Consider the following 23,932-nt stretch of genomic DNA (forward strand, 5'->3'; position numbering starts at 1 on the left):
TCAAAACTGCTCCGAAGCACGGGTTTTATAGCGATGAGCGACAAGAAGACCAGCAACCAGATGTGGGGCGGACGATTTGCCTCGGGTCCGGCCGCGATCATGGAAGCGATCAACGCGTCGATCTCGTTCGACCGCAAACTCTACGCGCAAGACATACGCGGCTCGATCGCCCATAGCGAGATGCTGGCGCAAACGGGCATTATTTCGGCGGCCGATCAAGAAAGAATCGCTCACGGCCTGAACACGATCCTGAAGGAGATCGAGGCCGGCAGCTTCGAGTTTTCGACCAAGCTTGAAGACATCCACATGAATGTCGAGGCTCGCCTCGCCGACCTGATCGGCCCCGCCGCCGGCCGCCTGCACACCGCCCGCTCGCGCAACGACCAGGTGGCGGTGGATCTGAGGCTGTGGGTCAAGGACGAGTGCTTTCGCGTCGCCGAGGCGCTTAAGGGGCTGATCACCGCGCTGCTGGAGCGGGCCGAGGAGCACGCGGCGACCGTCATGCCGGGCTTCACCCACATGCAGGCAGCGCAGCCCGTGACCTTCGGCCATCACTGCATGGCCTATGTCGAGATGTTTTCGCGCGACCTGTCGCGCGTGCGCGATGCGATCGAGCGCATGGACGAGAGCCCGCTTGGCGCCGCCGCCCTGGCCGGCACCAGCTTCCCCATCGACCGCCACAGAACGGCCAAGGCGCTCGGCTTCCGCGAGCCAATGCGCAATTCGCTGGACAGCGTTTCCGATCGCGATTTCGCGCTGGAATTCCTCGCCATGGCGGCGATCTGCGCCACGCATCTGTCGCGGCTCGCCGAGGAGATCATCATCTGGTCGACGCCGCAATTCGGCTTCATCAGGTTGTCTGACAGTTTCTCCACCGGCTCCTCGATCATGCCGCAGAAGAAAAACCCCGACGCCGCCGAACTGGTGCGCGGCAAGACCGGCCGCGTCAATGGCCATCTGGTCGGCCTGCTGACGGTGATGAAGGGCATGCCTTTGACCTATGGCAAGGACATGCAGGAAGACAAGGAATCGGTCTTCGATGCCGCCGAGACGCTCGACCTGATGCTGGCGGCGATGACCGGCATGGTCTCGGACATGACGGTCAACGCCGCCGCGATGAAGAAGGCCGCCGGCTCCGGCCACGCGACCGCGACCGACCTCGCCGACTGGCTGGTGCGCACGTTGGGCCTGCCGTTCCGCGAGGCGCATCATGTCACCGGCCGTGCGGTGGCGCTTGCCGAGGACAAGAAGGTGGGGCTGGAGAAGCTTTCGCTGGAGGACCTGCAGTCGATCAATCCAGGCATCACATCCGATATTTTCTCTGTGCTGGCGGTGCAGAATTCGGTCAAGAGCCGCACCAGCTTCGGAGGCACAGCGCCGTCTGAAGTGAGGAAGCAGATCCGCTATTGGAAAAAGCGGCTGGCGAAGGCGTGATGCCCAATATTGCGATCGCAATATCCGGGGTGCAATGCGCCGAGAACTCGGCTAAAAGCGGCGGCTGACAGAACGTTTCGGACGGATGGATCGATGACCGGAAGCAGGATTTTGGTGACGCTGACGCTGCTGGCGGCGATGGCCGTCGTGACCGCCTGCGGCCGCAGGGCCGGTCTCGACACGCCCTACGAGGCGGCCGTCCAGGCGCGCAAGGATGCCGAGAGGGCCAAGCAGCCCCTGCCGCCGGAGCCGGAAAAACCGGTCAAGGACAAGAAATTCATCCTCGACCCGCTGATCTAGAACCGATCGGACCGGGTTTGGTCTTCTGAGCCCGATCTCATCGTGCTCCAACTTTCCGGAACCACTCTCGTGAACCATTTCGACTACCGCGACGGCGTGCTGCATGCCGAGGACGTGGCAATCCCCGATATCGCCGCTCAGGTCGGCACGCCGTTCTACTGCTATTCCACCGCCACCTTGACCAGGCACTACCGGGTGTTCGCCCAGGCCTTTGCCGGCCTCGACACGCTGGTCTGCTACGCCATGAAGGCCAACTCCAACCAGGCCGTGCTGCGGACCCTGGCCAAGCTCGGCGCCGGCGCCGACGTGGTCTCGCAAGGCGAGCTGCGCCGGGCGCTGGCCGCCGGCATTCCGGCGAGCAAGATCCTGTTCTCCGGGGTCGGCAAGACCGCGCGCGAAATGGACTTCGCGCTCGAAGCCGGCATCCTTTGCTTCAACGTCGAATCCGAACCGGAGCTTGACCTCCTCTCGACCCGTGCCACGGCGCTCGGCAATGTGGCGCCGATCTCACTGCGCATCAATCCCGATGTCGATGCCAGGACCCACAAGAAGATCTCCACCGGCAAGGCCGAGAACAAGTTCGGCATTCCGTGGCAGCGCGCACGGCAGGTCTATGCCCGCGCCGCAACGCTTCCGGGCATCAAGATCACCGGCATCGACACCCATATCGGCAGCCAGATCACCGAACTGCAGCCCTTCGACGACGCCTTCGCCCTGCTTGTCGACCTGGTCGGCGCGCTGCGCGCCGATGGCCATTCGATCGAGCACGTCGATCTCGGCGGTGGGCTGGGCATTCCCTACCGCGTCGACAACAACCCGCCGCCCCTTCCCGACGCCTATGCCCAGATCGTCAGGAAGCATGTCACCAAGCTCGGTTTGAAGGTGATGTTCGAGCCGGGCCGGCTGATCGTTGGCAATGCCGGCATCCTCGTCTCGGAAGTGATCTTCGTGAAGGAAGGCGACGCGAAGAATTTCCTCGTCGTCGATGCCGCCATGAACGATTTGATACGGCCGACGCTCTACGATGCCTTCCACGACATCAGGCCGGTCGAGCAGCCGCCTGCCGATACGCCGCGCATGATGGTCGATGTTGTCGGCCAGGTCTGCGAGACCGGTGACTATCTCGGGCTCGATCGCGACCTGCCCAGGCTGAAGGCCGGCGATCTCGTCGCTGTTTCCACGGCCGGCGCCTATGGCGCCGTGCAGGCCGGCACTTACAACACCCGCCTGCTGGTGCCCGAGGTGCTGGTAGATGGCGACCGCTTCCACGTCGTGCGTCCGCGCCTGACCTATGACGATCTGATCGGGCTGGATTCGGTCCCCGATTGGCTCGCATAAGGCGGAATCTCACAACGAGGAGCAAGTCATGGCGCAAGGCAACACCGTCACCCGCGAACGCATTGCCGCGATGGAACCGCGCATCCGCCCCTATGTGCGCCACACGCCGGTGCTGCGCGTCGACATGGCCGATTTCGACCGGCCGCCGCAGGCCATCGACCTCAAGCTCGAATGCCTGCAGCATTCCGGCTCGTTCAAGGCGCGCGGCGCCTTCACCAATCTGCTCGAGCGGCAGGTGCCGGCGGCCGGTGTCGTCGCGGCATCGGGCGGCAATCATGGTGCCGCCGTCGCCTATGCCGCCATGCGGCTCGGCCACAAGGCGACAATCTTCGTTCCCGAAGTGAGCCCGCAAGCCAAGCTCGACCGCATTCGCGGCTATGGCGCCGACCTTGTCGTCGGCGGCGCACGCTATGCGGAAGCGCTGGCCGCCAGCGAACGTTTCGCCGAGGAAACCGGCGCCTTGCAGATCCACGCCTTCAACCAGGAGGAAACACTCGTCGGCCAGGGCACGCTCGGTCTCGAAATCGAGGCGGACTTGCCTGAGATCGACACGCTGCTGGTCGCCGTCGGCGGCGGCGGCCTGATCGGAGGCATCGCCGCCTGGTATGCAGGCCGCATCCGCATCGTCGCCGTCGAGCCCGAGGGTGCGCCGACGCTTCATCGCGCCTTCGAGGCCGGCCATCCAGTCGATGCGCCGGCCGAAGGCATCGCCGCCGATTCGCTGGCGCCGAAGCGCGTCGGCGAAATGATGTTCCCGATCGCCGAAGCCTTCGTCGAACGTTCCATCCTGGTCAGCGACGACGATATCATTGCTGCCCAAAAGGCACTGTGGAACAGCGTGCGCATCATTTCCGAGCCGGGCGGGGCGGCAGCCTTCGCCACGGTGTTGTCCGGCCGCTATGCGCCGGCGCCGGGCGAACGGGTCGCCGTGCTGGTCTGCGGCGCCAACGCAAACCCCGCCAATTTCTGATCGCAGCCGTTTCGGCCGGGTTCACGTTTTTTCGAACTGCCTCGCCTTTGCCGTGTTTGCTGGTATTCTTCGAGTCGTGGGGCTTGGGCTATCCTGCCCCGCCCCACGGCATGATCCCGAAAACGGATCATGCTCAAAGAGATGAGCCCCGCCCCGTTTCTTTCGGGATGGAACAGGCTCCAGGAAGGGCCGATGACCGAACGACCCACCTTCAGCAACGACCGCGGCCTGGCCGGGCGCCTGGCCTTGAGCCGGCTGGCGACACGGGTCTCGATGATGGTCGAGCGCGGCTGGCCGCTGCTGCTTCCGCTGCTTGTTGTCGCCAGCCTGTTCCTGAGCATGTCCTGGTTCGGCATCTTCTCCCGGCTGCCGGATATCGCGCGCATCGGCCTCGTCGCCGCATTCGGCCTGGCAGGGCTGGCTGCGCTCTATCCGCTGCGCTTCTTCCGCATGCCCTCGGCCGCCGAGGTCGATCGCCGCATCGAGGCCGCAAACAGGCTGCTGCACAGCCCCGTGCTGGTGCAGACCGACCGGCCAAGCGGCCGGGAGAGCAGCTTCTCGCAGGCGCTGTGGCGCGAACATCAGAAGCGCATGGCCGCAAGGCTCGACAGCCTCGGCGCCGACCTGCCGCGCACGCGCGTGCCGGAGCGCGACCCGTGGGGGCTGCGCGCCGTGGCGGCCCTGCTGCTCGTCACCGCCTTTGCCTTCTCCTTCGGGCCGACCGGAGGCAGGATAGCTGACGGCTTCAGCGCCCATGGTGCGCATGATGCCGTGCCGCCACGCATCGATGCATGGGTGACGCCGCCGGCCTACACTGGCAAGCCGCCGGTCTTCCTGACCGCCGACGCCAACCAGGCGACACCGACGTTTCATGTGCCCGAAGGTAGCGATGTCTCCTTGCGCGTCACCGGCGGCTCGGGCGAAGAAACCCTTGCCTATGCCGACAAGGATGGCAATTCGCGCGCCATCGACCCGGCCGCCGCGACGGCCAAGCCTGCCGCAACCCCGGCGGCGCCGTCCCCCAGCTCACCTTCAAGAGTTCGCCAGTTCACCAACAAGCTGACCGGCGACGGCACGCTGACGTTGAAATCGGGCGAGGATCAGCTTGGCCGCTGGGCCTTCGCGGTGATCCCGGACAAGCCGCCGCAGATCCGCTTCGTCGGCGAGCCAAAGCGCGCCGCCAATGGCGCCTTCGAACTCAACTACCAAATCGACGACGACTATGGCGCCGCCACCGCCAAGGCGGTGTTCGCGCTGGCCGACCCGCAGGCGCCGGATGCGCATGCCCTCTACGGCCCGCCGGAAATGCCGCTGACGCTGCCGCGCCGCGGCGGCAAGTCGAATGCCGCCAAGACAACGAAAGACCTGACCGAACATGTCTGGGCCGGCAGCAGCATCAAGCTGACGCTGGTCGCCACCGACGATGCCGGACACACCGCGTCCAGCGAGACCAAGACGCTTGTTATGCCCGAGCGCCCGTTCGCCAACCCGCTGGCGCGTGCGGTGATCGAACAGCGGCGCCTGCTGGCGCTCGACGCCAATGCCAAGCCGCGCGTGCTCGACCTGATCGACGCCATCACGCTGCGGCCGGAAGACACGTTCGACAACATGTCCCACTACCTCGCCATCATGAGCGCGCGCAGCCGGCTGAAGCTGGCCGGGAACGACGATCAGCTGCGCGGCGAGGTCGGCTATCTCTGGGAAATCGCGCTTGGCATCGAGGAGGGCAATCTCTCGGCGGCCGAGAAGCGGCTGCGCCAGGCGCAGCAGGCGCTGCAGGACGCCATCAAGAACGGTGCCAGCGACCAGGAAATCGAAAAGGCGATGAAGGAACTGCGCGAGGCGATGAACCAGTTCCTGCAGGAATTCGCCGAACGCGCCAAGCAGAACCCGAACGCGCCGCAGATGCAGCAGAACGGCCAGGAACTGCGCCAGAGCGACATCGACCGCATGATGGACCAGATCGAGAACCTGGCGAAGTCGGGCGACCGCGACAAGGCACAGCAATTGCTGTCGCAACTGCAGGACATGATGAACAATCTCCAGGCCGGCCGTCAGCAGCAGGGCGGCGAGCAGGACAGCCAGATGCGCCAGCAGATGGACAAGCTCGGCGATATCCTGCGGCGCCAGCAAGAGATGATGAACGACACCTTCCGCATGGACCAGATGCAGCGCGGCGAACGCCAGCGCGGGCAGAACCGCGACGAACAGCTTGGTCAGAACAGTGAGCAAGGTCAAAACGACAAGCCCGGCGAGAATGGCCAGCAAAAACCGATGACCCCGCAGGAATTCGCCGATGCGCTCAAGCAGTTGCAGGAAGGCCAGGGCCAGCTGAAAAGCGATCTTGACAAGTTGAAGAAGGGGCTCGAAGGCATGGGCATGGAGCCCAATGAAGGATTTGGCGAGGCAGGCAAGTCCATGGGCAGCGCCGAGCAGGCGCTTGGCGAGGGCCAGGGCGACGAAGCGGTCGGTCACCAGGGCCGGGCGCTCGAGGCGCTGCGCAAGGGCGCCAAGGACATGATGAAGCAGATGCAAGCCATGCAGGGCGACCAGGGCGGCAGCCAGGAAGGCGGCCGCCAGCAAGACGCCGACCGCGACCCGCTCGGCCGGCCGCGCGCCAGCCAGGGTCCCGATTTCGGCGATTCGGTAAAGGTGCCCGACGAGATCGACGTCCAGCGCGCCCGCCAGATCCTGGAAGCGATCCGCAAGCGGCTCGGCAACGCGCTCAGCCCCGATATCGAGCGCAGCTATCTGGAACGGCTGCTTGAGCTGAAATAGGAACCGCCGCCCCCAAATCCCGCCCGAACGGTCGCAACACCATGCCGAAGCTCGGTACTGTCACGCCCATCCTGCGCATCTTCGATGTTGCCAAGGCGCATGAATTCTACGTCGGTTTTCTTGGTTTCGAGGTGCAGTTCGAACACCGCTTCGAAGACAACACGCCGCTTTACACAGGCGTTTACCGCGACGGCTGTGTCTTGCATCTGAGCGAACATCATGGCGACGGCGCGCCGGGCTCTCACATCCGGATCGAGACGACCGACATCGCCGGGCTCCACCTTGAGTTGACCGAAAGAAAGTACCGCTTTGCCAGGCCGGGGTTGGAGGAGACGCCTTGGAAGACGAAGGAGGTCACGGTCAACGATCCATTCGGCAACCGCCTGACCTTCTATGAGGATGTAAGAGACTGACCTTGCCGGTTGACGAACGCCTCGCGGATCGCCTCCTGCATGCCGTCGATCGCCTCGCCCGATGCATTCGAGTTGCGATGCATCACCACATTGGAGGAATCGATGTCGCCGAATCCATCGGCGGACGTCAGTTCGCGGCAGCCGTCGGGAATGTTGCTGCGCGATATCGGCGCGATCGCCAGTCCCGAGGTGACGGCAAGCTTCAGCCCGCCTGTGGTGTCGCTGGTATAGGCGACACGATAGGCAAGCCCGCGCTGCTCCAGCGACTTGATGGCGAAGTCCTTGCACCAGCTGACCCGGTTGTAGAGTGCGATCGGCACCGGCCGTTCCTCGTGCATGTGATGCACGGCCGACGTCACCCACACGGTCGGGTCGTGCATCAGCACTTCGCCGCCGGCCGGGTCCTGCCATTCGAACACCACGCACAGATCGAGTTCGCCGGCGGCGAGCGCCGCCAACTGCGCCTCCGAATGCGCGTAGCGCACGGTGACCTCGACCTTGGTGTGGCGTTTCGAAAACGCGCCGAGCGCGCGCGACAGGATGGCGTGGCCATATTCCTCCGGAATGCCGATGCGCACCGGTCCGCCGAGCGGCGCGGCCGCCATCGACGCCGCCGTTTCGTCGAGCAGCGAGACGATGCGGCGGGCGTTGACGATGAGTTCGCCGCCGCGCCGCGTCAGCGCGACGCCGCGCGAGCCGCGCTCGAACAGGCTGTCGCCGATCAGTTCTTCGAGCTTCTTCATCTGCATCGACACGGCCGACTGGGTGCGGCCGGCCTGCTCGGCCGCCCTGGTGAAATTGCCGGCCTCGGCGATGGCGACAAAGGTGCGCAGGAGATCGCTGTCGAGGGTCGGGCGCATGATTTCCATCATAAGAAAATTTGATTGCTGATATCATTCCAATTCGTTTGCAACATGTCAAACGCCGGATGATAGTCGCCATACCCATTGGATAAGCGGTCGCGAAATCGGCCGCGGACCAATCAAAGAGTCCTCACTCGTGCCCGCTACCCGAAACGGTGGCGGGTTCTTTTTACTCCGCAGGCGACAGCTTCGGACCATACGCGCAGGAGCCGGAAACCAGATGCAGAATAGGATGGTGCGCGGCATCCTGAGCCTGTGCCTGGGCGTGCTGGTTTTTTCGCTGCAGGACCCGCTCGTCAAAGCCGTATCGAGCTCCTATCCGGTGACCGAAGTGATGGCGATCCGCTCGATCGTCGCCTTGCCCATCCTGATCATCCTCGTCCACGCCGATGTCGGGCTGCCGGCAATCCTGTCGAAGCGGTTCGGCCTGCTGACGATCCGCGCCTTCATCCAGTTCACCTCCTACACGGTGTATTATCTGGCCATCGCCGCGCTGCCGCTGGCTGACGCCGTGGCGCTTTATTTCATGGCGCCGCTGTTCATCATGGCGCTGGCCGGACCTTACCTTGGCGAACGCGTGTCCTGGCGGACGCTGGCGACGGTGCTGATCGGACTGCTTGGCGTCATCGTGATGGTGCGCCCAGGCGCGGGACTGTTCGACTGGGCGGCGCTGCTGTCGCTGGGTTCGGCGGCGCTCTATGGGTTCTCGCAGTTGATGGCGCGCAAGATCGGCGATACCGAATCGTCCACGGTCATGGCCTTCTACCAGAACGGCGCCTATCTCGTCGGTGCGGCCGTGGTTGCCGGCACATTCCACCTGGCCGGCATAACCCACGCCGTCCACCCGAGCCTTGAGTTCCTGGTGCGGCCGTGGATATGGCCGACGCTACCGGATTTCCTCAAGATGGCCGCCTGCGGCTTCGTCGCCTCCGCCGGGATGATCCTTCTGTCGCAGGGCTACAGGCTGGCACCGGCCAATCGGGTCGCCACCTTCGAATACACCGGCATTCTATGGTCGCCGCTCTGGGGCTTTCTGTTCTTCGCCGAGGTGCCCAGGTCGACGACCGTGATCGGTGCGGCCCTCATCATCGGCGCCGGCCTGCTGGCGCTCAAGACAGAGCGGCGCAAGAGCCAAGCACCCGGGCTGGCAACTGCCGATCCGGTCTGATCAGGCGAAGCAGATTAGCGCCCGTTCGACGCGCGAGCGGATTTCGGCCAGAGTGAAGGGCTTTTGCACGACGTCGAGGATGATGCCGTTCAACTCCTCGGCGCGCTCGCGCTGGTCGGCGTAGCCGGTCATAAGCATGATCTTCATCGCCGGGAATAGGGCAGCCGCCGCGATCGCCATCTCGATGCCGTCCATCTCCGGCATGCGGATGTCGGAGACGACGAGATCGTAGCCACCATGCGCGGCGCGTATCAGCGCCAGGCCTTGAGCGCCGTCCGCCGCGATATCGATTGCGTGGCCGGCGCGTTCGAGTGCGCGGGCTGCGAGGGTGCGGACGGATTCATCGTCCTCGACGATCAGAAGCTTTGCCATGGCCGGCATATTTGGCGGGCAAAAGTTGACTTTTCCTGAAAGCCCCGGCGCTCGACAGGGGCTAATTTTCCTGACGCCGTTAAGGTCTTTTTCAGAATTCTCCGCCGCGAGGCGCTCGCCTCACGCATCGCCTTTCACAACACCGACAAACGGCAATTCACGGAAGGCGTGCGCGACATCCATGCCGTAGCCGACGACGAAGTAGTCGGGGCAGTCGAAGCCGACATAGTCGGCGGTGAGCGCGGTCTGGCGGCGCATGCGCTTGTCGAGCAACACGGCGATGGCACAGCTCTTGGCCCCACGCGACAGCATCAGGTCGCGGGTGAAGGTCAGCGTCTTGCCCGATTCAAGAATGTCGTCGATCAACAGCACGTCGCGGCCGGCGACTTCATTGTCGATGTCGCGCAGCACCCTCACCTCGCCGCTGGTGGTGCCGGCGCCATAGCTGGAAATGAAGATGAACTCGACCTCTGGCGACAGGCCGACATCATGCATGGCGCGGATCAGGTCGGCGGCGAAGATGAACGACCCCTTCAGCACCGAAATCACCAGCAGATCGTGATAGTCGTGCCCGGCGATCTCCTTGGCGAGTTCCAGATTGCGCCGCGCGATCGCCGACGCCGAAAACAGGACTTCGATGTCCTTGTCGCGCACGATGGGCATTGGTGGTCTTCCCCGGTGATTGCCTATTCTGCGAAAGTAACCAAAACGGTTCTTACGCCGTTCTTAGGCACGTCGAGCCGGCTGGCAAAGCCGAATCTTTCACCCGATGCCAGCGAATGGCCGGATGTCCCCAACGTATAGCGGGTTGTGCGCCCATCATTGCCCGTCACGCGGATTTCAAGCGGCGGCATTGTCGCCGGCCCCTCCCCGTCATTGGCGGCCTCGCCATCGACGAACAGCACCGGATTGGCTCCCGAGGCATCGACGCGTGAGGTGACGCCTGAAATGGTAAGCGCCGACGCATGCGCGCCAGACGGAAACGGTGCCTGGCGTACCAGCGCGTGTCCGCCGGAGACCCAGAAGGCGGCAAGGGCGGCACCGATGCCGGCGATCCAGAAGATCGGCCCGCCGCGGGCGGCCGGCAGCCGTTCCGCCGGCGCTTCCGGCTTGCGCAGCATGTCCATGCCCTCGATGGACGGCGTGACGATCAGGCGCGGCGGCGGTGAAACGCTTTCCACGGTAGGGACAACGCGCGGCATCACCTCATAGTCCGCATCGACGATATCAGCCGCCGGATCGCGCACGATCCGGTCCGCCACGGCAATTGCCGGGGCATCGGTCATGATTTCGCCGGAAACCGGGCGCGCGGTTCGTTCGTCAGCCATCATGGCCCCGTTATTGCGCGTGTTCGCTTTTCGTTTCTTTTGCGTAAACATAAATGGTTAACGCTTCCCCACCGGAGCCCTCGTGAAGCGCCGAAACAGCACAGGAATTAACCGCCGGTTAACCATGCCGGCCGAAGGTCTTTTCCCAGAACGGGATGGCTCGCCGCAACCCGGAACTTCAGGTCGTCGAAATTGATTCGCTTCGAAAATGTCGGCCTCCGCTATGGCATGGGTCCGGAAATCCTCCGTGACATTTCCTTGCATATACCGGAGCGCTCCTTCCAGTTCCTGAGCGGGCCTTCGGGCGCCGGCAAGACGACCTTGCTGCGCCTTCTGTTCATGTCGCTGAAGCCGACACGCGGCCTGATCACCATATTCGGCAAGGACCGCTCGCGCATCTCGCGCACCGAACTGCCGCACCTGCGACGCCGCATCGGCGTGGTGTTCCAGGATTTTCGCCTGCTCGACCACATGACCACCTATGAGAACGTCGCACTGCCGTTGCGCGTGCGCGGGCGCGAGGAGGCGAGCTACCGCACCGATGTCACCGAGCTGTTGAAATGGGTGGGGCTGGGCGAGCGCATGCATGTGCTGCCACCGGTCCTGTCGGGCGGCGAGAAGCAGCGCGCCGCCATCGCGCGGGCACTGATCGAGCAGCCCGAGATCCTGCTGGCCGACGAGCCGACCGGCAATGTCGACCCCCCGCTGGCGCGGCGGCTGCTGCGGCTCTTCATCGAGCTCAATCGTCTCGGCACCGCCGTGGTGATCGCCACCCATGACCTTGGCCTGATGGAGCAGGTCGACGCGCGCCGCATGATCCTGGCCGGCGGAAGGCTGGATATCTATGACTGACCTGTCCGCCGAACATTTCGAAGAGCAGGAGCAGGAAACCGAGGCAACGGCGGTACGGCCGCGTGCCCAGCGCCGGATGGCGCCGATCGTGCCGGCGCAGAACATAGCCGGCCGGGCACTGGTCCTGGTCATCGCCATCATGACCTTCCTGTCCTGCCTGACCTTCGGCGCGGTGACGCTGGTGCGCGACACCGCCTCGGTTTGGGAAAACCAGATCTCGCGCGAGGCGACGATCCAGATCAAGCCGGTCGACGGCCTCGACATGGAGGCCGCCCTCACCCAGGCTTCGCAGATCGCCAGCGAATTCCCCGGCGTGAAGTCGACAAGAATCATCGATCGCGAGGCGACCGCCAGGCTGCTGGAGCCATGGCTGGGCTCGGGCCTCAACATCGACGACCTGCCGGTGCCACGCCTGATCATCGTCACAATCGACGAGAACAGCCCGCCCGACTTCGCCGCCATGCGCGCCGCGATCACGCCGAAGCTGCCAAGCGCGTCGCTCGACGATCACCGAACCTGGGTCGACCGGCTGGTGGCGATGGCGCGCACCACGGTGACCATCGGCATCGCCGTGCTGGCGCTGATGCTGTCGGCGACCGTGCTGACGGTGGTGTTTGCCACGCGCGGCGCCATGGCCGGCAACGGCCACATCATCGAGGTGCTGCATTTCGTCGGCGCAGAGGCGCGCTTCATCGCGCGCGAATTCCGCCGGCATTTCCTGGTCACCGGCATGAAGGGCGCGGCCGCCGGCGGCGCGGCGGCGGTGCTTGTCTTCATCGTCTTTTCCTGGTGGTCGTCGCGCAACATGGCTACGCCGCAGGCCGACCAGGCAACCGCCTTGTTCGGCAATTTCGCCATCGGCTCCGCGGGTTATCTCGGCGTCGTCCTCATGGTGCTGGTGATCGGCGCGCTGACGGCGGCAACCTCGCATGCCACCGTCGTCGCCTATCTCAGCGATATCGACGTTCGCCAACCCGACGCGTGAGAAGCAAGCATGCTTTGGCGAGGTCGAAAGCAAGGTGATCACGGATGGAGAAACGGCGTAACGCAAAGTGCGTCTTTTACCTACCAAAGGCCGCATTTCAGGATTAACCATATGGCCATGGACGTGCGGGATTCGACCGGGACGGCTGGACAGATGCCAGTGGTGGTTGCTCGTTTGCGAGACTACGGCCGGATTAGCCGTTTAAAGACCGCGTTTCGGATATCCGCGCTCTCTCTTCTCGTCCTCGCATTGTTGTTTGCCGGCGGCTTCGGCTGGTTCGCCAACAAGGTCAGCCATCTGACCACGCCCGCCAATCCGGCCAAGGCCGACGCCATCATCGTGCTCACCGGCGGCCAGTCCCGTCTCGACGCCGCGATGGAGCTGCTGGCCTCCGGCAAAGGCGAGCGCCTGTTGATCAGTGGCGTGCATCCCTCGGCGAGTCGGCGCCAGCTCCAGGTAGCAACCGGCGGCGACAAGAAGCTGTTTTCCTGCTGCGTCGACATCGACCGTGCCGCGCTCGACACGATCGGCAATGCCGAGGAAAGCGCCAAATGGGTCGAAAGCCACGCCTACAACACGGTGATCCTCGTCACCAACAACTACCACATGCCGCGCAGCCTGCTTGAAATGAGCCGGCTTCTGCATGGCGCCAAGCTGGAACCCTATCCGGTGGTCAACTCCAACCTCGACAATGGTGGCTGGCTGACCAAGCCACAGGCCTTGCGCGTGCTGTTCACCGAGTACAACAAATATCTGCTGGCGCTGGCGCGTGGCATCGTACCGGTGAAACCGACCCCGGACGGCATCGCACTGGCCGAGACCGCCGCCGGCGGCTGACCCCTCGGCCGTACCATCATTCCTTGTCTGTCCCCGTCGAAGCCTGCTTCAGGCGCGCGATCTCCTGCTCGAGGTGCTGGATACGCCTGTCGCGTTCGCCAAGCGCCGCCGCGACATCGGCGGCCTCGAAACGCTGCGGAATATGTTGCGGGCAGTTGGCATCCCAGGCCGAGACGGTGAACAGGATGACCTGCTCGGGACGCGCCTTGTAATCCCGCGGCATCAGCTTGGCCATCAGCTCGACATCGTCTTCCATGACGCGCGCCGTACCCCAGATCTTGATGCGCTGGCGCAGCATATAGTCGATCAGGAACAGGAAGGCGCGTGGGTTGTCGGCCAGGTTGCCCTGCGTGATGAACTGCCTGTTGCCGGAAAAGTCCGCGAAGCCGATCGTCTTTTCGTCGAGCACCTTGAGAAAGCCGGCCGGCCCGCCGCGATGCTGGATATAGGGCTGGCCATCGCCATTGGCCGTCGACAGAAAGACGCTGGTCTGCATCTCGATGAAGGCGGCCAGGTCCGGCGTGATCACCGATTTCCAGCCACCGCGCTCCTCGACGCGGGAGTAGGACTGGCGCGAGCCCTTGCGCGTCTGGATCGCCTTGACGGTCGGCGTGAAGGCGACGTCACTGGCAAAAGCATGTGCGTTCATCGAAAGCCTCCTTGCGTATGGCGGGGCTTGCGGCAGTTGGCGCAATTCCTGTGGGAAACCGTTTCGCACTTTTCCCGGAATTGCTCTAAAGCCCGAGCTCCGACAATGTTGGGTGGTCATCCGGGCGGCGCCCGAGCGGCCAGTGATATTTACGGTCGGCTTCCGCGATCGGCAGATCGTTGATGCTCGCGATGCGCAGGCGCATCAGCCCGTGCTCGTCGAACTCCCAGTTCTCGTTGCCGTAGCTGCGGAACCATGAACCGCTGTCGTCATGCCATTCATAGGCGAAGCGCACGGCGATGCGGTTGCCGTGGAAAGCCCAGACTTCCTTGATCAGTCGATAGTCGAGCTCGCGGCTCCATTTGCGCGTCAGGAAAGCCTGGATGGCATCGCGGCCTTGCAGGAATTCAGCGCGGTTGCGCCAGCGGCTGTCGGTCGTATAGGCAAGCGCGACCCTTGCCGGATCGCGCGAGTTCCACGCATCCTCGGCCATGCGTGCCTTCTGCGCGGCTGTTTCGGCGGTGAAGGGCGGAAGCGGCGGGCGGCTTTCAGACATGGGAATCCTCTGCGGCATGAAGGGTGGGGACCGGCGGACACCGCCAGCCCTTTCCGGATTCAGGCAGCATCGCGGACAGAAACAACCGGAAAATCGATCTCGGTCTGGGCAACTTCATTGATATAGTTGGTCCAGACGTTCAGGGCGACATGCTGGACGATCTCGATGATCTCTCCATCGTCGTAGCCTGCCAGCCTGACGGCGGAGAGATCCTCGTCGCCGACATGGCCGCGACTGTGCGCAACCCTGGCGGCAAAACGCACCGCCACGGCCGCCTTGGGGTCGGTGGAGCCGCCGTGGCGGTTGGCGAGCATCTCGGCATCGTCGAGCCGGGCGAGGTTCTTGCCAAGGTAGGTGTGTGCGGACAGGCAGTAGCTGCAGCCATTGATCTCGGCGACCGCCAGCGCAATGCGCTCACGTGTCGGTGCAGGCAACCGGCCCTTGGCCAACGCCCCCGACATGCCGAGATAGCCTTCGAGCGCGGCTGGACTGTTGGCGACCATGCGAAACAGGTTCGGCACGACGCCGAGCTGCTTCTCGACAGCCTGCAGCATGGGTTGCGTTGCTGCGGGAGCAGCGGCGATGGACGAGGGCGTGGTGATGCGCGGCATTGCGATTTCCCTGTTGGTCACACCGCTTATTTGCACTCTTCCACTTGCCGGATGTAGATGGCATATTTGCAATCAATCCTTCCAATTTCTGGAAGAAATGATGGATCGCCTCGAGGCCATGTCCCTTTTCGTCGCGACGGTGGAGGCCGGTAGCCTTTCCGCCGCCGCACGCCGTTCGGGCGTTCCGCTCGCGACCGTCAGCCGCAAGGTCTCCGATCTGGAACGGCATCTCCAGACACGTCTGCTGAACCGCTCGACACGCCGGCTGACACTGACCGACGCGGGCGACGCCTACCTTGCCGCCTGCCGCCGCATTCTCGACGACGTCGGCGAGGCCGAACGCGTCGCCGGCGGCGAATACAGCGCCCCGACCGGCGAACTGATCATCACCGCGCCGATCGTCTTCGGCCGACTTCACGTGCTGCCGATCGTCACCGCGTTCCTCGCCGCCTACCCGCAAGTGGACATCCGCCTGACGCTTGGCGACAGGATAGCCCAGTTGGCCGAGGACCATATCGACCTCGCCATCCGCATAGGCCGGCTGCCGGACTCGCGCATGGTCGCCATCGGTCTCGGTTCTATCCGTCATGTTGTCTGCGCGAGCCCCGCCTATCTGGCCGAGCATGGCACGCCGAAGACCCCAGGAGATCTCGAGACGCACAGCTGCATCACCTTCGAGGGCCTTGGCTCACTCGCCACTTGGACCTTCGCGGTGGAAAAGGCTGACGTCCCTGTCCCGGTCCGCTCAAGGCTGCGGGTCAACACCGCGGAGGCGGCGATCGATGCCGCTATTGCCGGTGTCGGGATGACGCGCGTGCTTTCCTACCAGATCGTTGCCGCTGTACGCTCAGGAACGTTGCGGCCTGTGCTCAGGGATTTCGAGCCCGAGCCGTGGCCGGTAAACCTGGTGCACGCCGGCCAGGGCCGGCTGCCGGTGAAACTGCGCGCCTTCCTCGACTTTGCCGCCCCACGCCTCAGGGAACGTCTGGCGCAGGCGACCTGGTAGTAATGAGCCGCATCGCCCTGTTTCCTTTTTGCCGCTGCTTGGTGTAACCAACGCACACTTCCTCACCGGACCTCCCCCATGCTCTATGTCAGATCGCTGGCGTTCAACTTCGTCTTCTACGTCAATCTGATCGTCCAGATGATCCTCTGGACCCCATACTATTTCCTGTCGCCCCGCCACCGCGCCTGGTTCGTGCCGAAATTCTGGTCGCGCAGCTGCATGTGGCTCTATGACAAGATCGCCGGAACGAAGAACGACATCACCGGGCAGGAAAACCTGCCCGAGGGCTCCTTCATCCTGGCGCCCAAGCACCAGTCGTTCTGGGACGCCATCGCCTTCTTTCCTTTCCTCCGGGACCCGCTCTACATCCTCAAGCGCGAGTTGACCTGGATCCCGTTCTTCGGCTGGTACATCATGAAGATGCGCATGATCCCGGTCGATCGCGGCAGCCGCTCCAAGGCCTTGAAGGCGGTGGTCGCGGCGACCAAGGAAGAGATGGCGCGCAACCCACGCCAGCTGATCATCTATCCCGAAGGCACGCGCCGGGCGCCGGGCGACGAGCCGGCCTACAAATACGGCATCGTCGAAATCTACGCGCAGCTTGGCGTTCCGGTGGTGCCGGTCGCCCATGTCGCCGGCCTCTATTGGCCGCGCCGCAAGTTCCTGCGCTATCCCGGCACCATCAAGGCGCGTTTCCTGCCGGCGATTCCGCCGGGCCTCGGCAAGGACGAGTTCATGGCGCGGCTGATCGGCGAGACGGAAGCCGCCTGCGATCAGCTTCTCATCGAGGCATCGCGCGCACCTAACCCGCCGGCCCTGCCGCCAACGGCGGTGAAGCGGCTGCGGGAGCTCGGCGCGAAGCCGTGAAGGCCGTCCGGCCGGGCAATCAGCCGTAAACAGCCAGCACCGTGGTCAGCACCAGCGTGGCGGCAAAAACCAGGTTGATGATCCGGGAAGTAACGGGCTTGCGCAGGAAGCGCGCGAACGCCGCACCGGCGAGAAGCCACACTGCGTGGATGACAACGATCATCCCTGCCAGAACCGCCAGCTTCAGCCATGGACCAAGCTCTGCCGCACCCTGCTTCGACGAGGCGCCGGCAAAGACAGCGGCGATCGCCACATAGGCTTTCGGGTTGGCGACAGCCAGCAGAAAACCGGCCAGCCATGTCGGGCGTGAAGCCTCGGCCGCGCGTGCCGCCAGCGGCGGTGCCGTAGCGATCTTGAAGGCGAGATAGAGGATGTAGGCGGCGGACGCGACAACCAGCACCGGCGCCAGCCTCGGCATCGAGGATAGGGCGGCCGTGACCCCTGTCGCCACGACCAGCAGCACGGCGACCGTGCCCAGCACGATCCCGCAGGCATAGCGCAGCGAATCACGCAGGCCAAAGGCGGCACCGACAGCGGTAACGCTTATCGTTGCCGGCCCCGGACTGCCCATGACCACCGTGGCGGCCAGCACCAGCGCGAGCAGCGGTCGCCAAAACTCCGGTTGCGAAAGAAGCGGCTCCGTCATTGCGCTCTCTGTCTTGCCACGAGCACAGGACGCTATGGCAGGACAGGAGCGTGGTCTTGGACGTTCGTGCGTGGAGAGCGGCTGGAAGCTTCAGCCACTCGCCTTGTCGAGCTCGGCCATGTCACCGGCGGTCAATTTCAGCGACGCAGCTTTGATCAAACTGTCCATCTGGCTCGGCTTGGTGGCGCTGGCGATCGGTGCGGTAACGCCTGGCCGCGCGATAACCCAGGCAAGGGCGACTTCCGCCTGCTTCGCGGAATGCCTGGCAGATACCGCGTCCAGGGCGGCAAGAATGCGCATGCCCCTCGGGTTTAGATAACTGCCGACATCTTCGCCGCGCTCGCTTTGGCCAAGATCGGCCTCGCTGCGATATTTGCCGCTCAGAAAACCCTTGGCCAGGCTGAAATAGGTGATGACGCCGATATCCTCGGCCACGCACAGATCGCGCAACGGCCCGTCGAAGGAGGACCGATCGTAGAGATTGTATTCCGGCTGCAGCACTTCGTAGCGCGGCAGGCTGCGCAGGCTCGCCACATCGAGTGCGGCGCGCAACTGGCCGGCGTCGAGGTTCGAGCAGCCGACATGGCGGACCTTGCCCTTGGCAAGCAGCTTCTCGTAGGCGCCAAGGGTTTCCTCGTAGGGCGTGGCCGGATCCGGCCAATGTGACAGATAGAGGTCGATGACATCGGTTTGCAGCCGCTTCAGCGAGGCTTCGACAGCCTTCTCGATATAGGCGGCGGACAGATCCTTGTGGCCCTGCCCCATATCCGAGCCGACCTTGGTGATCACCACGACCTTGTCGCGGTTGCCACGATCCTTCATCCATTTGCCGATGATGGTTTCCGATTCACCGCCCTGGTTGCCCGGCACCCAGCGCGAATAGGCGTCCGCGGTATCGATCGCGTTGAGTCCGCCGCCGACGAAGCGATCAAGCAGGTCGAACGAGGTCTTCTCGTCGGCGGTCCAGCCGAAGACGTTGCCGCCCAGAACCAGCGGCGCGATGGACAGGTCGGTGCGACCGAGACGGCGTTTCTGCAAGACGAATCTCCGTGATGATTAAGACCGGGCGGACGCCGCCCGCTGGCTGGGTTCGGAACCTAACCTAGGTCTTGCCTCGCCGAGATCAAAGGCCTGGTCGCTTTTTCCGCAGAGCCAGCGCTTCACAAAGGCGCTATCCCCCGCGCCACCTCCTCCAGCCAATGGTCGCGGATGCCAAGTGCTTCCAGATGCTTCAGCGTGCTGAGTACATAATCCTCGTTGTTGCCGGACTGGCCGACCGCGCCGCGCACCAGCGCCGCCGCGTCCGCCGTGTCCAGCGCGCCGGCATATTGCTCATGTTTGCGGTCGACGATGTAGGCCACGGCTTCGACCATACCGCCGCCGTCGAGCCGGACCTTGAGGGTGCGTTCGAGATAGACTGATGTGACGAGTTCACGCTCGCGCAGATAGGCGATGACCTCGTCGCGCAATTCCCCGGGCACACGGAAAGCCAGGCCGACGCAGGAGCCGCCATGGTCGAGGCCGAGCACCAATCCGGGCCGCTGGCGCGTGCCGCGGTGCACGAAGGAATAGACGCAGAGCGAGCGGCGGTAGCCGTGCAGCTGGGCGCGGCGTGTCTCGATATGCGCGAAACCCGGCCGCCAGATCAGCGAACCGTAGCCAAACACCCAAAAATCGCCCATATCGCCGCGCCTGATTGCAAAAAGAATGGCTACACCGCACCGGAAACCGGTGTTTTTTCCAACCGTCCCCGGCTACCTATTCGTCTCTGTCTGCCCAGTGTTGTCGGAATCGAAGGTCCGTCCGCCAATACCCATGCGTTAATGAGAGCCAAAGCATGACGTCAAGTGACGAACGCCAACCAAAGTCCCGTCGCGGCCTGTTCTGGCTTGTGACGTTCGTCATTGTGCTGTTTGCCATTTACAGCGGCGGCTGGTTCTACCTGGCCAGCAGGGTCCGGGCTGAAGCCGACAAGGCGGTTGCCACGCTCAACAAGAGCGGCATCGAAGCCGGTTGCGCCAATCTCCAGGTCACCGGCTATCCCCTGAGCTTTGCCGTCTCTTGCGACAACCTGGCGTATGAGGACGATGCCAAGAACATCGCGGCCTCGGCCGGCTCCTTCAATGCCGTCGCCCAGATCATCCAGCCTTTGTCGCCGGTCGCCGATCTGCGCGGCCCGCTCAGGACCTCAGTCCCCGGCATGGTGCCGCTGTGGATCGACTGGGACAATCTGCAGGCCAACGTGAAACTGTCATGGCCGCTGCCGCGGCGCATTGCGCTGCAGGCGGAGGGCCTGTCCGGCCAGACCGATCCGGCCGACGACACCGATCCGGTGGAATTGTTCAGCGCCGGCAGGGCAGCCGGCCAGTTGCAGCCGAACGGCGTGGATCTCGACTATGTCGGCAGCTTCACCGATCTGGAGATCGACCCGGATGCGATCGGCGGGCGCGTGCTGCCGGCGCTCGATGCCAGCGGCGATGCCACGCTGAAGAACGGCGTCGCATTGATCGGAACGCAGGTGAAGAGCCTGCGCGGCCAGAGGGTCGATATTCGCAACCTCGATTTGTCGTCGGGCACGGCGAGAGTTACCGTTTCCGGGCCGTTGTCGGTCGATGCCGAAGGCCTTGTAGATGCCGACCTGATGATCAGGATCAAGGATCCGAAGGCTGTGGCATCCATCCTTGCCGGCGCCATACCCGAGCAGAAGAACGCGATCGAACAGGGTTTCGCGGCGTTGGCGCTGCTTGGCAGCGAACCATCGATGCCGCTGAAGGTGGTCAAGGGCAAGGCCTCGCTCGGCTTCATCCCGCTCGGCAAGATCAAGCCGGTTCAATAGCGCTGCCATGGCAAGACCAGCGAGGCTCCTGAGTGTCGGCGCGCTGACGCTGGACACGATCCTGCGTGTCGAGACACTGCCCACGCATCAAGGAAAATTCATCGCCTCCGACGGCGTCCAGATCGCTTCTGGCATGGCCACCAGCGCTGCTTGCGCAGCGCATCGCCTGGGCGCCGACGTGTCGCTGTGGGCGAGTGCCGGCGATGATCCGGTCGGCGATCAACTGATTGCCGGGATCGAGGCCGAAGGCGTCGACTGCAGCTACGTGCGCCGCGTCAGCGGCGCCCGCTCGGCGCTGGCATCGATCCTGGTCGACGCCCATGGCGAACGCATCATCGTGCCTTTCTATGACAGCTTGGCCCAGACCGATCCCGATTCTTTGCCTTTCGCCGACATCGCGGCATTCGATGCCGTGCTGGCCGACGTGCGCTGGCCGGGTGCGGCGGCCCTTGCCCTGAAGACGGCACGCGCCGCCGGCCGGCCTGCGATTCTCGACGCCGATACCGCGCCGCTGGCGGTGCTGGAGCGGCTGTTGCCGCTGGCTTCTCACATCGTTGCCTCGGAGCCGGCAGTCCGCATCATATGCGGCCAGGCGCTGGACCTGGGGCGCGCCTGCACTGACCTCGCCTCCCGCACCGATGCCCTCGTCGCGGTCACCGGCGGCGCGGCGGGCACCTGGTGGTTCGATCGCGCGGCCGGATCATCCCGCCATGTCGCTGCGCCAGGGATCAAGGCGGTCGACACGCTCGCCGCCGGCGATGTCTTTCACGGCGCCTTTGCCGTCGGGCTGGCGGAAGCCATGCCGGTCGAACAGGCCATGCGTTTTGCGAGTGCCGCCGCCGCGCTCAAGTGCCTGCGCTTCGGCGGCAGGCTCGGTGCGCCGGACCGGGCCGAGACACTGGCCATGGTCGCGGCGACATGGCCTGAAACAGCCTAATTCTTCGACGGGTGCTCGATCGCCTGACGGCCGAAATCGGGCACATCAATGTCCTGGCCCGCCTCGATGATCGAGCGGCGCACCGCGCGGGTGCGGGTGAACAGGTCGAACAGCTTATCGCCGTCGCCCCAGCGGATCGCCCGCTGCAGGAATGCCAGGTCTTCCGAGAACCGCGCCAGCATTTCGAGGATGGCGTCCTTGTTGTGCAGGCACACGTCCCGCCACATGGTCGGGTCGGAGGCGGCCAGGCGCGTGAAGTCGCGAAAGCCGGAGGCGGAATATTTGATCACTTCCGTCTTGGTCACCGATTCCAGATCGTCGGCGGTGCCGACGATGTTGTAGGCGATGATGTGCGGCAAATGCGAAACGATGGCGAGCGTCATGTCGTGATGCTGCGGGTCCATCGTGTCGATGTTGGCGCCGCAGCGGCGCCAGAATTCCGACAGCCTTTCCAGAGCGCCCGGATCGGTGCCTGGCAGCGGCGTGAAGATACACCAGCGATTGTCGAACAGGTCGGCGAAACCGGCATCCGGTCCGGATTTCTCGGTACCCGCCAGCGGATGGCCGGGAATGAAATACACGCCGTCAGGCACATGCGGCTGCATCTGCGCGATGACCGAGGCCTTGGTCGAGCCGACATCGGTGAGGATCGCGCCCTTCTTCAGCGCCGGCGCGATCTCCTGCGCCACCGCGCCGGACGAACCGACCGGCACCGAGACGATGATCAGATCGGCGTCGCGGACCGCTTCCTTGGCGTCGGTCGTATAGGAATCACCCAGCCCAAGCTCCTGCGCCCGCGCCAGCGTCGCCGCGCTGCGGGTCGAGATGGCAACGTGGCCGGCAAGGCCCTCGCGGCGGATGACGCGGGCCAGCGACGAGCCGATCAGGCCGATGCCGACCAGCGCGATCTTCTCAAACATCGGTGATGTCATGGCGTTAGAGCTTTCGGGCGTTCTAGCTTTTCAGGAATGTCGTGAGCGCGGCGACGACGCCGCGATTGGCCTCTTCGGTGCCAACGGTCATGCGCAGCGCGTTGGGAAAGCCGTAGCCGGAAACGCGCCGCAATATGTAGCCGCGCGCTGTCAGGTAATCGTCCGCCGCCGCCGCCGAATGCTTCTGGTCGTCTGGAAAATGAATGAGGAGGAAATTGCCGACGCTGGGCGTCACCCGCAGCCCAAGCCCGGTCATCTCCGCGCTCAGCCAGGTGAGCCAGGTCTCGTTATGCGACACGCTGCGCTCGACATGGGCGCGGTCGCGGATCGCGGCGATGCCGGCCTCGATCGCCGTCGCATTGACGTTGAAGGGACCACGCACGCGATTGATGGCGTCGACGATGTGCATCGGCCCGTACATCCAGCCGATCCGCGCTCCGCCAAGGCCGATCTTGGAGAAGGTGCGCGTCATCACCACGTTCTCCGCGCTGCCGACCAGCTCGATGCCGGCTTCGTAATCGTTGCGGCGGACATATTCGGCATAGGCCGCGTCGAGCACCAGCAGCACATGTTTGGGCAGGCCGGCATGCAGGCGACGCACCTCCTGGAACGACACATAGGTGCCGGTTGGATTGTTGGGATTGGCGAGGAACACGATTTTCGTGCGCGGCGTGACGGCGGCCAGCATCGCATCGATGTCGGCGCGCTCTTCGGTCTCCTTGATCACAACCGGGGTGGCCCCGGCCGACTGGATGTAGATCTTGTAGACCATGAAGGCGTGTTCGGTGAAAATGGCCTCGTCGCCGGGCGCCAGATAGGTCTGCGCCAAAAGGCCGAGGATCTCGTCGGAGCCGTTGGAGCAGATGATGTTCTGCGCGTTGAGGCCATGCACCTCGGCGATCGCCTCGCGCAACCGCCTGGCGGTGCCATCGGGATAGATGTCGAGTTTGGCGGCGACGTCGCGGGCGGCTTCGATGGCCTTCGGTGACGGACCGAGCGGGTTCTCGTTCGACGACAGCTTGTAGACCTTGGCGACACCGGCCGGCGCCGTGCTCTTGCCGGGCACATAGGCGTCTATGTCCATGATGCCCGCGCGCGGGGTTGGACGTGCCTGATCCGGTGTCTGGTTCATTTTTTGCAAAATCCGTCGAAAATGCCTCCATCCGGAGGCCGCAGCGGAAATACAAGCCATGGCCGGCAATGTCGAGAGGCGGCGGTGGGGCCAGCAGCCGGCCCAACCTCCGGCATTGACGG

General features: G+C 64.3%; 26 protein-coding genes. 14 read left to right on the forward strand and 12 right to left on the reverse strand.

Going from position 1 to position 23,932, the window contains the following annotated elements:
- Window positions 1–33 precede the first annotated feature (33 nt).
- The 6 genes from argH to FJ977_RS14415 all read left to right on the forward strand — a co-directional run bounded on the left by argH (window position 34) and on the right by FJ977_RS14415 (window position 7,233).
- Window positions 34–1,434: an argininosuccinate lyase gene (gene argH, locus FJ977_RS14390; protein WP_140772332.1), complete on the forward strand. Its 1,401-nt coding sequence runs from the start codon at window positions 34–36 to the stop codon at window positions 1,432–1,434.
- A 93-nt stretch (window positions 1,435–1,527) separates the two neighbouring features.
- Entirely contained in the window at window positions 1,528–1,734 is a 207-nt protein-coding gene (locus tag FJ977_RS14395; protein WP_056576116.1) for a hypothetical protein, read from the forward strand.
- A gap of 69 nt (window positions 1,735–1,803) precedes the next feature.
- On the forward strand, window positions 1,804–3,072 hold the full coding sequence (lysA, locus tag FJ977_RS14400) for a diaminopimelate decarboxylase (protein WP_140772334.1): 1,269 nt from the start codon (window positions 1,804–1,806) through the stop codon (window positions 3,070–3,072).
- 28 nt (window positions 3,073–3,100) lie between these two features.
- The gene (locus tag FJ977_RS14405; RefSeq protein WP_140772336.1) at window positions 3,101–4,042 is read left to right on the forward strand and encodes a threonine/serine dehydratase; all 942 of its coding nucleotides are present in this window, start codon (window positions 3,101–3,103) and stop codon (window positions 4,040–4,042) included.
- A 192-nt stretch (window positions 4,043–4,234) separates the two neighbouring features.
- Window positions 4,235–6,820 (forward strand): TIGR02302 family protein, encoded by a 2,586-nt coding sequence (locus FJ977_RS14410; protein ID WP_140772338.1) that lies wholly within the window; start codon window positions 4,235–4,237, stop codon window positions 6,818–6,820.
- Between the two features lie 41 nt (window positions 6,821–6,861).
- Complete coding sequence (locus FJ977_RS14415) at window positions 6,862–7,233, forward strand: glyoxalase superfamily protein (protein WP_140772340.1); 372 nt, start codon at window positions 6,862–6,864, stop codon at window positions 7,231–7,233.
- Here the strand turns inward: FJ977_RS14415 and FJ977_RS14420 are convergent.
- Window positions 7,212–8,093, reverse strand: coding sequence for a LysR substrate-binding domain-containing protein (locus tag FJ977_RS14420; protein ID WP_140772342.1), 882 nt, complete (start codon window positions 8,091–8,093; stop codon window positions 7,212–7,214). The two genes, FJ977_RS14415 and FJ977_RS14420, sit on opposite strands and share 22 nt — an antisense overlap.
- Window positions 8,094–8,316: 223 nt before the next feature.
- On the opposite strand from FJ977_RS14420, the gene FJ977_RS14425 reads away from it, so the two are divergent.
- A complete protein-coding gene (locus FJ977_RS14425; RefSeq protein ID WP_140772344.1) occupies window positions 8,317–9,264 on the forward strand; it encodes a DMT family transporter in 948 nt (315 codons plus the stop codon).
- Here the strand turns inward: FJ977_RS14425 and FJ977_RS14430 are convergent, their stop codons facing one another.
- The 3 genes from FJ977_RS14430 to FJ977_RS14440 all read right to left on the reverse strand — a co-directional run bounded on the left by FJ977_RS14430 (window position 9,265) and on the right by FJ977_RS14440 (window position 10,967).
- Complete coding sequence (locus tag FJ977_RS14430; RefSeq protein WP_010911735.1) at window positions 9,265–9,636, reverse strand: response regulator; 372 nt, start codon at window positions 9,634–9,636, stop codon at window positions 9,265–9,267. It abuts the gene before it with no gap.
- 120 nt (window positions 9,637–9,756) lie between these two features.
- Window positions 9,757–10,299, reverse strand: a complete 543-nt coding sequence (gene hpt, locus FJ977_RS14435) for a hypoxanthine phosphoribosyltransferase (protein WP_096450719.1) — start codon at window positions 10,297–10,299, stop codon at window positions 9,757–9,759.
- A 23-nt stretch (window positions 10,300–10,322) separates the two neighbouring features.
- Entirely contained in the window at window positions 10,323–10,967 is a 645-nt protein-coding gene (locus FJ977_RS14440; protein ID WP_140772347.1) for a hypothetical protein, read from the reverse strand.
- Window positions 10,968–11,156: 189 nt separating this feature from the next.
- Between FJ977_RS14440 and ftsE the strand changes: the two genes are divergently transcribed.
- The 3 genes from ftsE to FJ977_RS14455 all read left to right on the forward strand — a co-directional run bounded on the left by ftsE (window position 11,157) and on the right by FJ977_RS14455 (window position 13,638).
- Complete coding sequence (ftsE, locus tag FJ977_RS14445) at window positions 11,157–11,816, forward strand: cell division ATP-binding protein FtsE (RefSeq protein WP_010911739.1); 660 nt, start codon at window positions 11,157–11,159, stop codon at window positions 11,814–11,816.
- Window positions 11,809–12,801: an ABC transporter permease gene (locus FJ977_RS14450; protein WP_140772349.1), complete on the forward strand. Its 993-nt coding sequence runs from the start codon at window positions 11,809–11,811 to the stop codon at window positions 12,799–12,801. The genes ftsE and FJ977_RS14450 overlap by 8 nt, the downstream gene beginning before the upstream one ends.
- 111 nt (window positions 12,802–12,912) lie before the next feature.
- Complete coding sequence (locus FJ977_RS14455) at window positions 12,913–13,638, forward strand: YdcF family protein (RefSeq protein ID WP_140772351.1); 726 nt, start codon at window positions 12,913–12,915, stop codon at window positions 13,636–13,638.
- 16 nt (window positions 13,639–13,654) lie between these two features.
- Here the strand turns inward: FJ977_RS14455 and FJ977_RS14460 are convergent, their stop codons facing one another.
- The 3 genes from FJ977_RS14460 to FJ977_RS14470 form a co-directional block, all read right to left on the reverse strand.
- Window positions 13,655–14,287, reverse strand: coding sequence for a pyridoxamine 5'-phosphate oxidase family protein (locus FJ977_RS14460; RefSeq protein ID WP_140772353.1), 633 nt, complete (start codon window positions 14,285–14,287; stop codon window positions 13,655–13,657).
- Between the two features lie 85 nt (window positions 14,288–14,372).
- Window positions 14,373–14,843 (reverse strand): DUF1348 family protein, encoded by a 471-nt coding sequence (locus tag FJ977_RS14465; RefSeq protein ID WP_140772355.1) that lies wholly within the window; start codon window positions 14,841–14,843, stop codon window positions 14,373–14,375.
- 59 nt (window positions 14,844–14,902) lie between these two features.
- On the reverse strand, window positions 14,903–15,454 hold the full coding sequence (locus tag FJ977_RS14470) for a carboxymuconolactone decarboxylase family protein (protein ID WP_140772356.1): 552 nt from the start codon (window positions 15,452–15,454) through the stop codon (window positions 14,903–14,905).
- Between the two features lie 100 nt (window positions 15,455–15,554).
- Between FJ977_RS14470 and FJ977_RS14475 the strand changes: the two genes are divergently transcribed.
- Both FJ977_RS14475 and FJ977_RS14480 read left to right on the forward strand, forming a co-directional pair.
- Entirely contained in the window at window positions 15,555–16,460 is a 906-nt protein-coding gene (locus tag FJ977_RS14475; RefSeq protein WP_140772358.1) for a LysR family transcriptional regulator, read from the forward strand.
- Window positions 16,461–16,538: 78 nt separating this feature from the next.
- Window positions 16,539–17,327, forward strand: coding sequence for a 1-acyl-sn-glycerol-3-phosphate acyltransferase (locus FJ977_RS14480; RefSeq protein ID WP_140772360.1), 789 nt, complete (start codon window positions 16,539–16,541; stop codon window positions 17,325–17,327).
- 19 nt (window positions 17,328–17,346) lie between these two features.
- Here the strand turns inward: FJ977_RS14480 and FJ977_RS14485 are convergent, their stop codons facing one another.
- The 3 genes from FJ977_RS14485 to FJ977_RS14495 all read right to left on the reverse strand — a co-directional run bounded on the left by FJ977_RS14485 (window position 17,347) and on the right by FJ977_RS14495 (window position 19,655).
- Complete coding sequence (locus FJ977_RS14485; RefSeq protein ID WP_140772362.1) at window positions 17,347–17,973, reverse strand: LysE family translocator; 627 nt, start codon at window positions 17,971–17,973, stop codon at window positions 17,347–17,349.
- Between the two features lie 90 nt (window positions 17,974–18,063).
- Window positions 18,064–19,011 (reverse strand): aldo/keto reductase, encoded by a 948-nt coding sequence (locus tag FJ977_RS14490; RefSeq protein ID WP_140772364.1) that lies wholly within the window; start codon window positions 19,009–19,011, stop codon window positions 18,064–18,066.
- Between the two features lie 122 nt (window positions 19,012–19,133).
- The gene (locus FJ977_RS14495; protein ID WP_140772366.1) at window positions 19,134–19,655 is read right to left on the reverse strand and encodes a gamma-glutamylcyclotransferase; all 522 of its coding nucleotides are present in this window, start codon (window positions 19,653–19,655) and stop codon (window positions 19,134–19,136) included.
- A 155-nt stretch (window positions 19,656–19,810) separates the two neighbouring features.
- On the opposite strand from FJ977_RS14495, the gene FJ977_RS14500 reads away from it, so the two are divergent.
- The gene (locus tag FJ977_RS14500) at window positions 19,811–20,809 is read left to right on the forward strand and encodes a DUF2125 domain-containing protein (RefSeq protein WP_140772368.1); all 999 of its coding nucleotides are present in this window, start codon (window positions 19,811–19,813) and stop codon (window positions 20,807–20,809) included.
- Between the two features lie 7 nt (window positions 20,810–20,816).
- A complete protein-coding gene (locus tag FJ977_RS14505) occupies window positions 20,817–21,746 on the forward strand; it encodes a sugar kinase (protein WP_140772370.1) in 930 nt (309 codons plus the stop codon).
- On the opposite strand, the gene FJ977_RS14510 is transcribed toward FJ977_RS14505, so the two are convergent.
- On the reverse strand, window positions 21,743–22,678 hold the full coding sequence (locus tag FJ977_RS14510; RefSeq protein WP_181179823.1) for a prephenate/arogenate dehydrogenase family protein: 936 nt from the start codon (window positions 22,676–22,678) through the stop codon (window positions 21,743–21,745). The genes FJ977_RS14505 and FJ977_RS14510 overlap by 4 nt on opposite strands.
- 22 nt (window positions 22,679–22,700) lie before the next feature.
- Window positions 22,701–23,810 carry a histidinol-phosphate transaminase gene (gene hisC / locus FJ977_RS14515; RefSeq protein ID WP_140772374.1) on the reverse strand — a complete coding sequence of 370 codons (1,110 nt, stop codon included), beginning with the start codon at window positions 23,808–23,810 and terminating at the stop codon, window positions 22,701–22,703.
- Window positions 23,811–23,932 lie beyond the last annotated feature (122 nt).

The organism is Mesorhizobium sp. B2-1-3A, assembly GCF_006442655.1.
Lineage (GTDB): Bacteria > Pseudomonadota > Alphaproteobacteria > Rhizobiales > Rhizobiaceae > Mesorhizobium.

Excerpts from the sequence above, each read along its gene's own strand:
- argH (WP_140772332.1), top strand. The coding sequence starts at position 34 with ATGAGCGACAAGAAGACCAGCAACCAGATGTGGGGCGGACGATTTGCC.
- FJ977_RS14395 (WP_056576116.1), top strand. The coding sequence starts at position 1,528 with ATGACCGGAAGCAGGATTTTGGTGACGCTGACGCTGCTGGCGGCGATG.
- FJ977_RS14405 (WP_140772336.1), top strand. The coding sequence starts at position 3,101 with ATGGCGCAAGGCAACACCGTCACCCGCGAACGCATTGCCGCGATGGAA.
- FJ977_RS14410 (WP_140772338.1), top strand. The coding sequence starts at position 4,235 with ATGACCGAACGACCCACCTTCAGCAACGACCGCGGCCTGGCCGGGCGC.
- FJ977_RS14415 (WP_140772340.1), top strand. The coding sequence starts at position 6,862 with ATGCCGAAGCTCGGTACTGTCACGCCCATCCTGCGCATCTTCGATGTT.
- FJ977_RS14420 (WP_140772342.1), bottom strand. The coding sequence starts at position 8,093 with ATGCGCCCGACCCTCGACAGCGATCTCCTGCGCACCTTTGTCGCCATC.
- FJ977_RS14425 (WP_140772344.1), top strand. The coding sequence starts at position 8,317 with ATGCAGAATAGGATGGTGCGCGGCATCCTGAGCCTGTGCCTGGGCGTG.
- FJ977_RS14430 (WP_010911735.1), bottom strand. The coding sequence starts at position 9,636 with ATGGCAAAGCTTCTGATCGTCGAGGACGATGAATCCGTCCGCACCCTC.
- hpt (WP_096450719.1), bottom strand. The coding sequence starts at position 10,299 with ATGCCCATCGTGCGCGACAAGGACATCGAAGTCCTGTTTTCGGCGTCG.
- FJ977_RS14440 (WP_140772347.1), bottom strand. The coding sequence starts at position 10,967 with ATGATGGCTGACGAACGAACCGCGCGCCCGGTTTCCGGCGAAATCATG.
- FJ977_RS14450 (WP_140772349.1), top strand. The coding sequence starts at position 11,809 with ATGACTGACCTGTCCGCCGAACATTTCGAAGAGCAGGAGCAGGAAACC.
- FJ977_RS14455 (WP_140772351.1), top strand. The coding sequence starts at position 12,913 with ATGGCCATGGACGTGCGGGATTCGACCGGGACGGCTGGACAGATGCCA.
- FJ977_RS14460 (WP_140772353.1), bottom strand. The coding sequence starts at position 14,287 with ATGAACGCACATGCTTTTGCCAGTGACGTCGCCTTCACGCCGACCGTC.
- FJ977_RS14465 (WP_140772355.1), bottom strand. The coding sequence starts at position 14,843 with ATGTCTGAAAGCCGCCCGCCGCTTCCGCCCTTCACCGCCGAAACAGCC.
- FJ977_RS14470 (WP_140772356.1), bottom strand. The coding sequence starts at position 15,454 with ATGCCGCGCATCACCACGCCCTCGTCCATCGCCGCTGCTCCCGCAGCA.
- FJ977_RS14475 (WP_140772358.1), top strand. The coding sequence starts at position 15,555 with ATGGATCGCCTCGAGGCCATGTCCCTTTTCGTCGCGACGGTGGAGGCC.
- FJ977_RS14480 (WP_140772360.1), top strand. The coding sequence starts at position 16,539 with ATGCTCTATGTCAGATCGCTGGCGTTCAACTTCGTCTTCTACGTCAAT.
- FJ977_RS14485 (WP_140772362.1), bottom strand. The coding sequence starts at position 17,973 with ATGACGGAGCCGCTTCTTTCGCAACCGGAGTTTTGGCGACCGCTGCTC.
- FJ977_RS14495 (WP_140772366.1), bottom strand. The coding sequence starts at position 19,655 with ATGGGCGATTTTTGGGTGTTTGGCTACGGTTCGCTGATCTGGCGGCCG.
- FJ977_RS14500 (WP_140772368.1), top strand. The coding sequence starts at position 19,811 with ATGACGTCAAGTGACGAACGCCAACCAAAGTCCCGTCGCGGCCTGTTC.
- FJ977_RS14505 (WP_140772370.1), top strand. The coding sequence starts at position 20,817 with ATGGCAAGACCAGCGAGGCTCCTGAGTGTCGGCGCGCTGACGCTGGAC.
- FJ977_RS14510 (WP_181179823.1), bottom strand. The coding sequence starts at position 22,678 with ATGACATCACCGATGTTTGAGAAGATCGCGCTGGTCGGCATCGGCCTG.
- hisC (WP_140772374.1), bottom strand. The coding sequence starts at position 23,810 with ATGAACCAGACACCGGATCAGGCACGTCCAACCCCGCGCGCGGGCATC.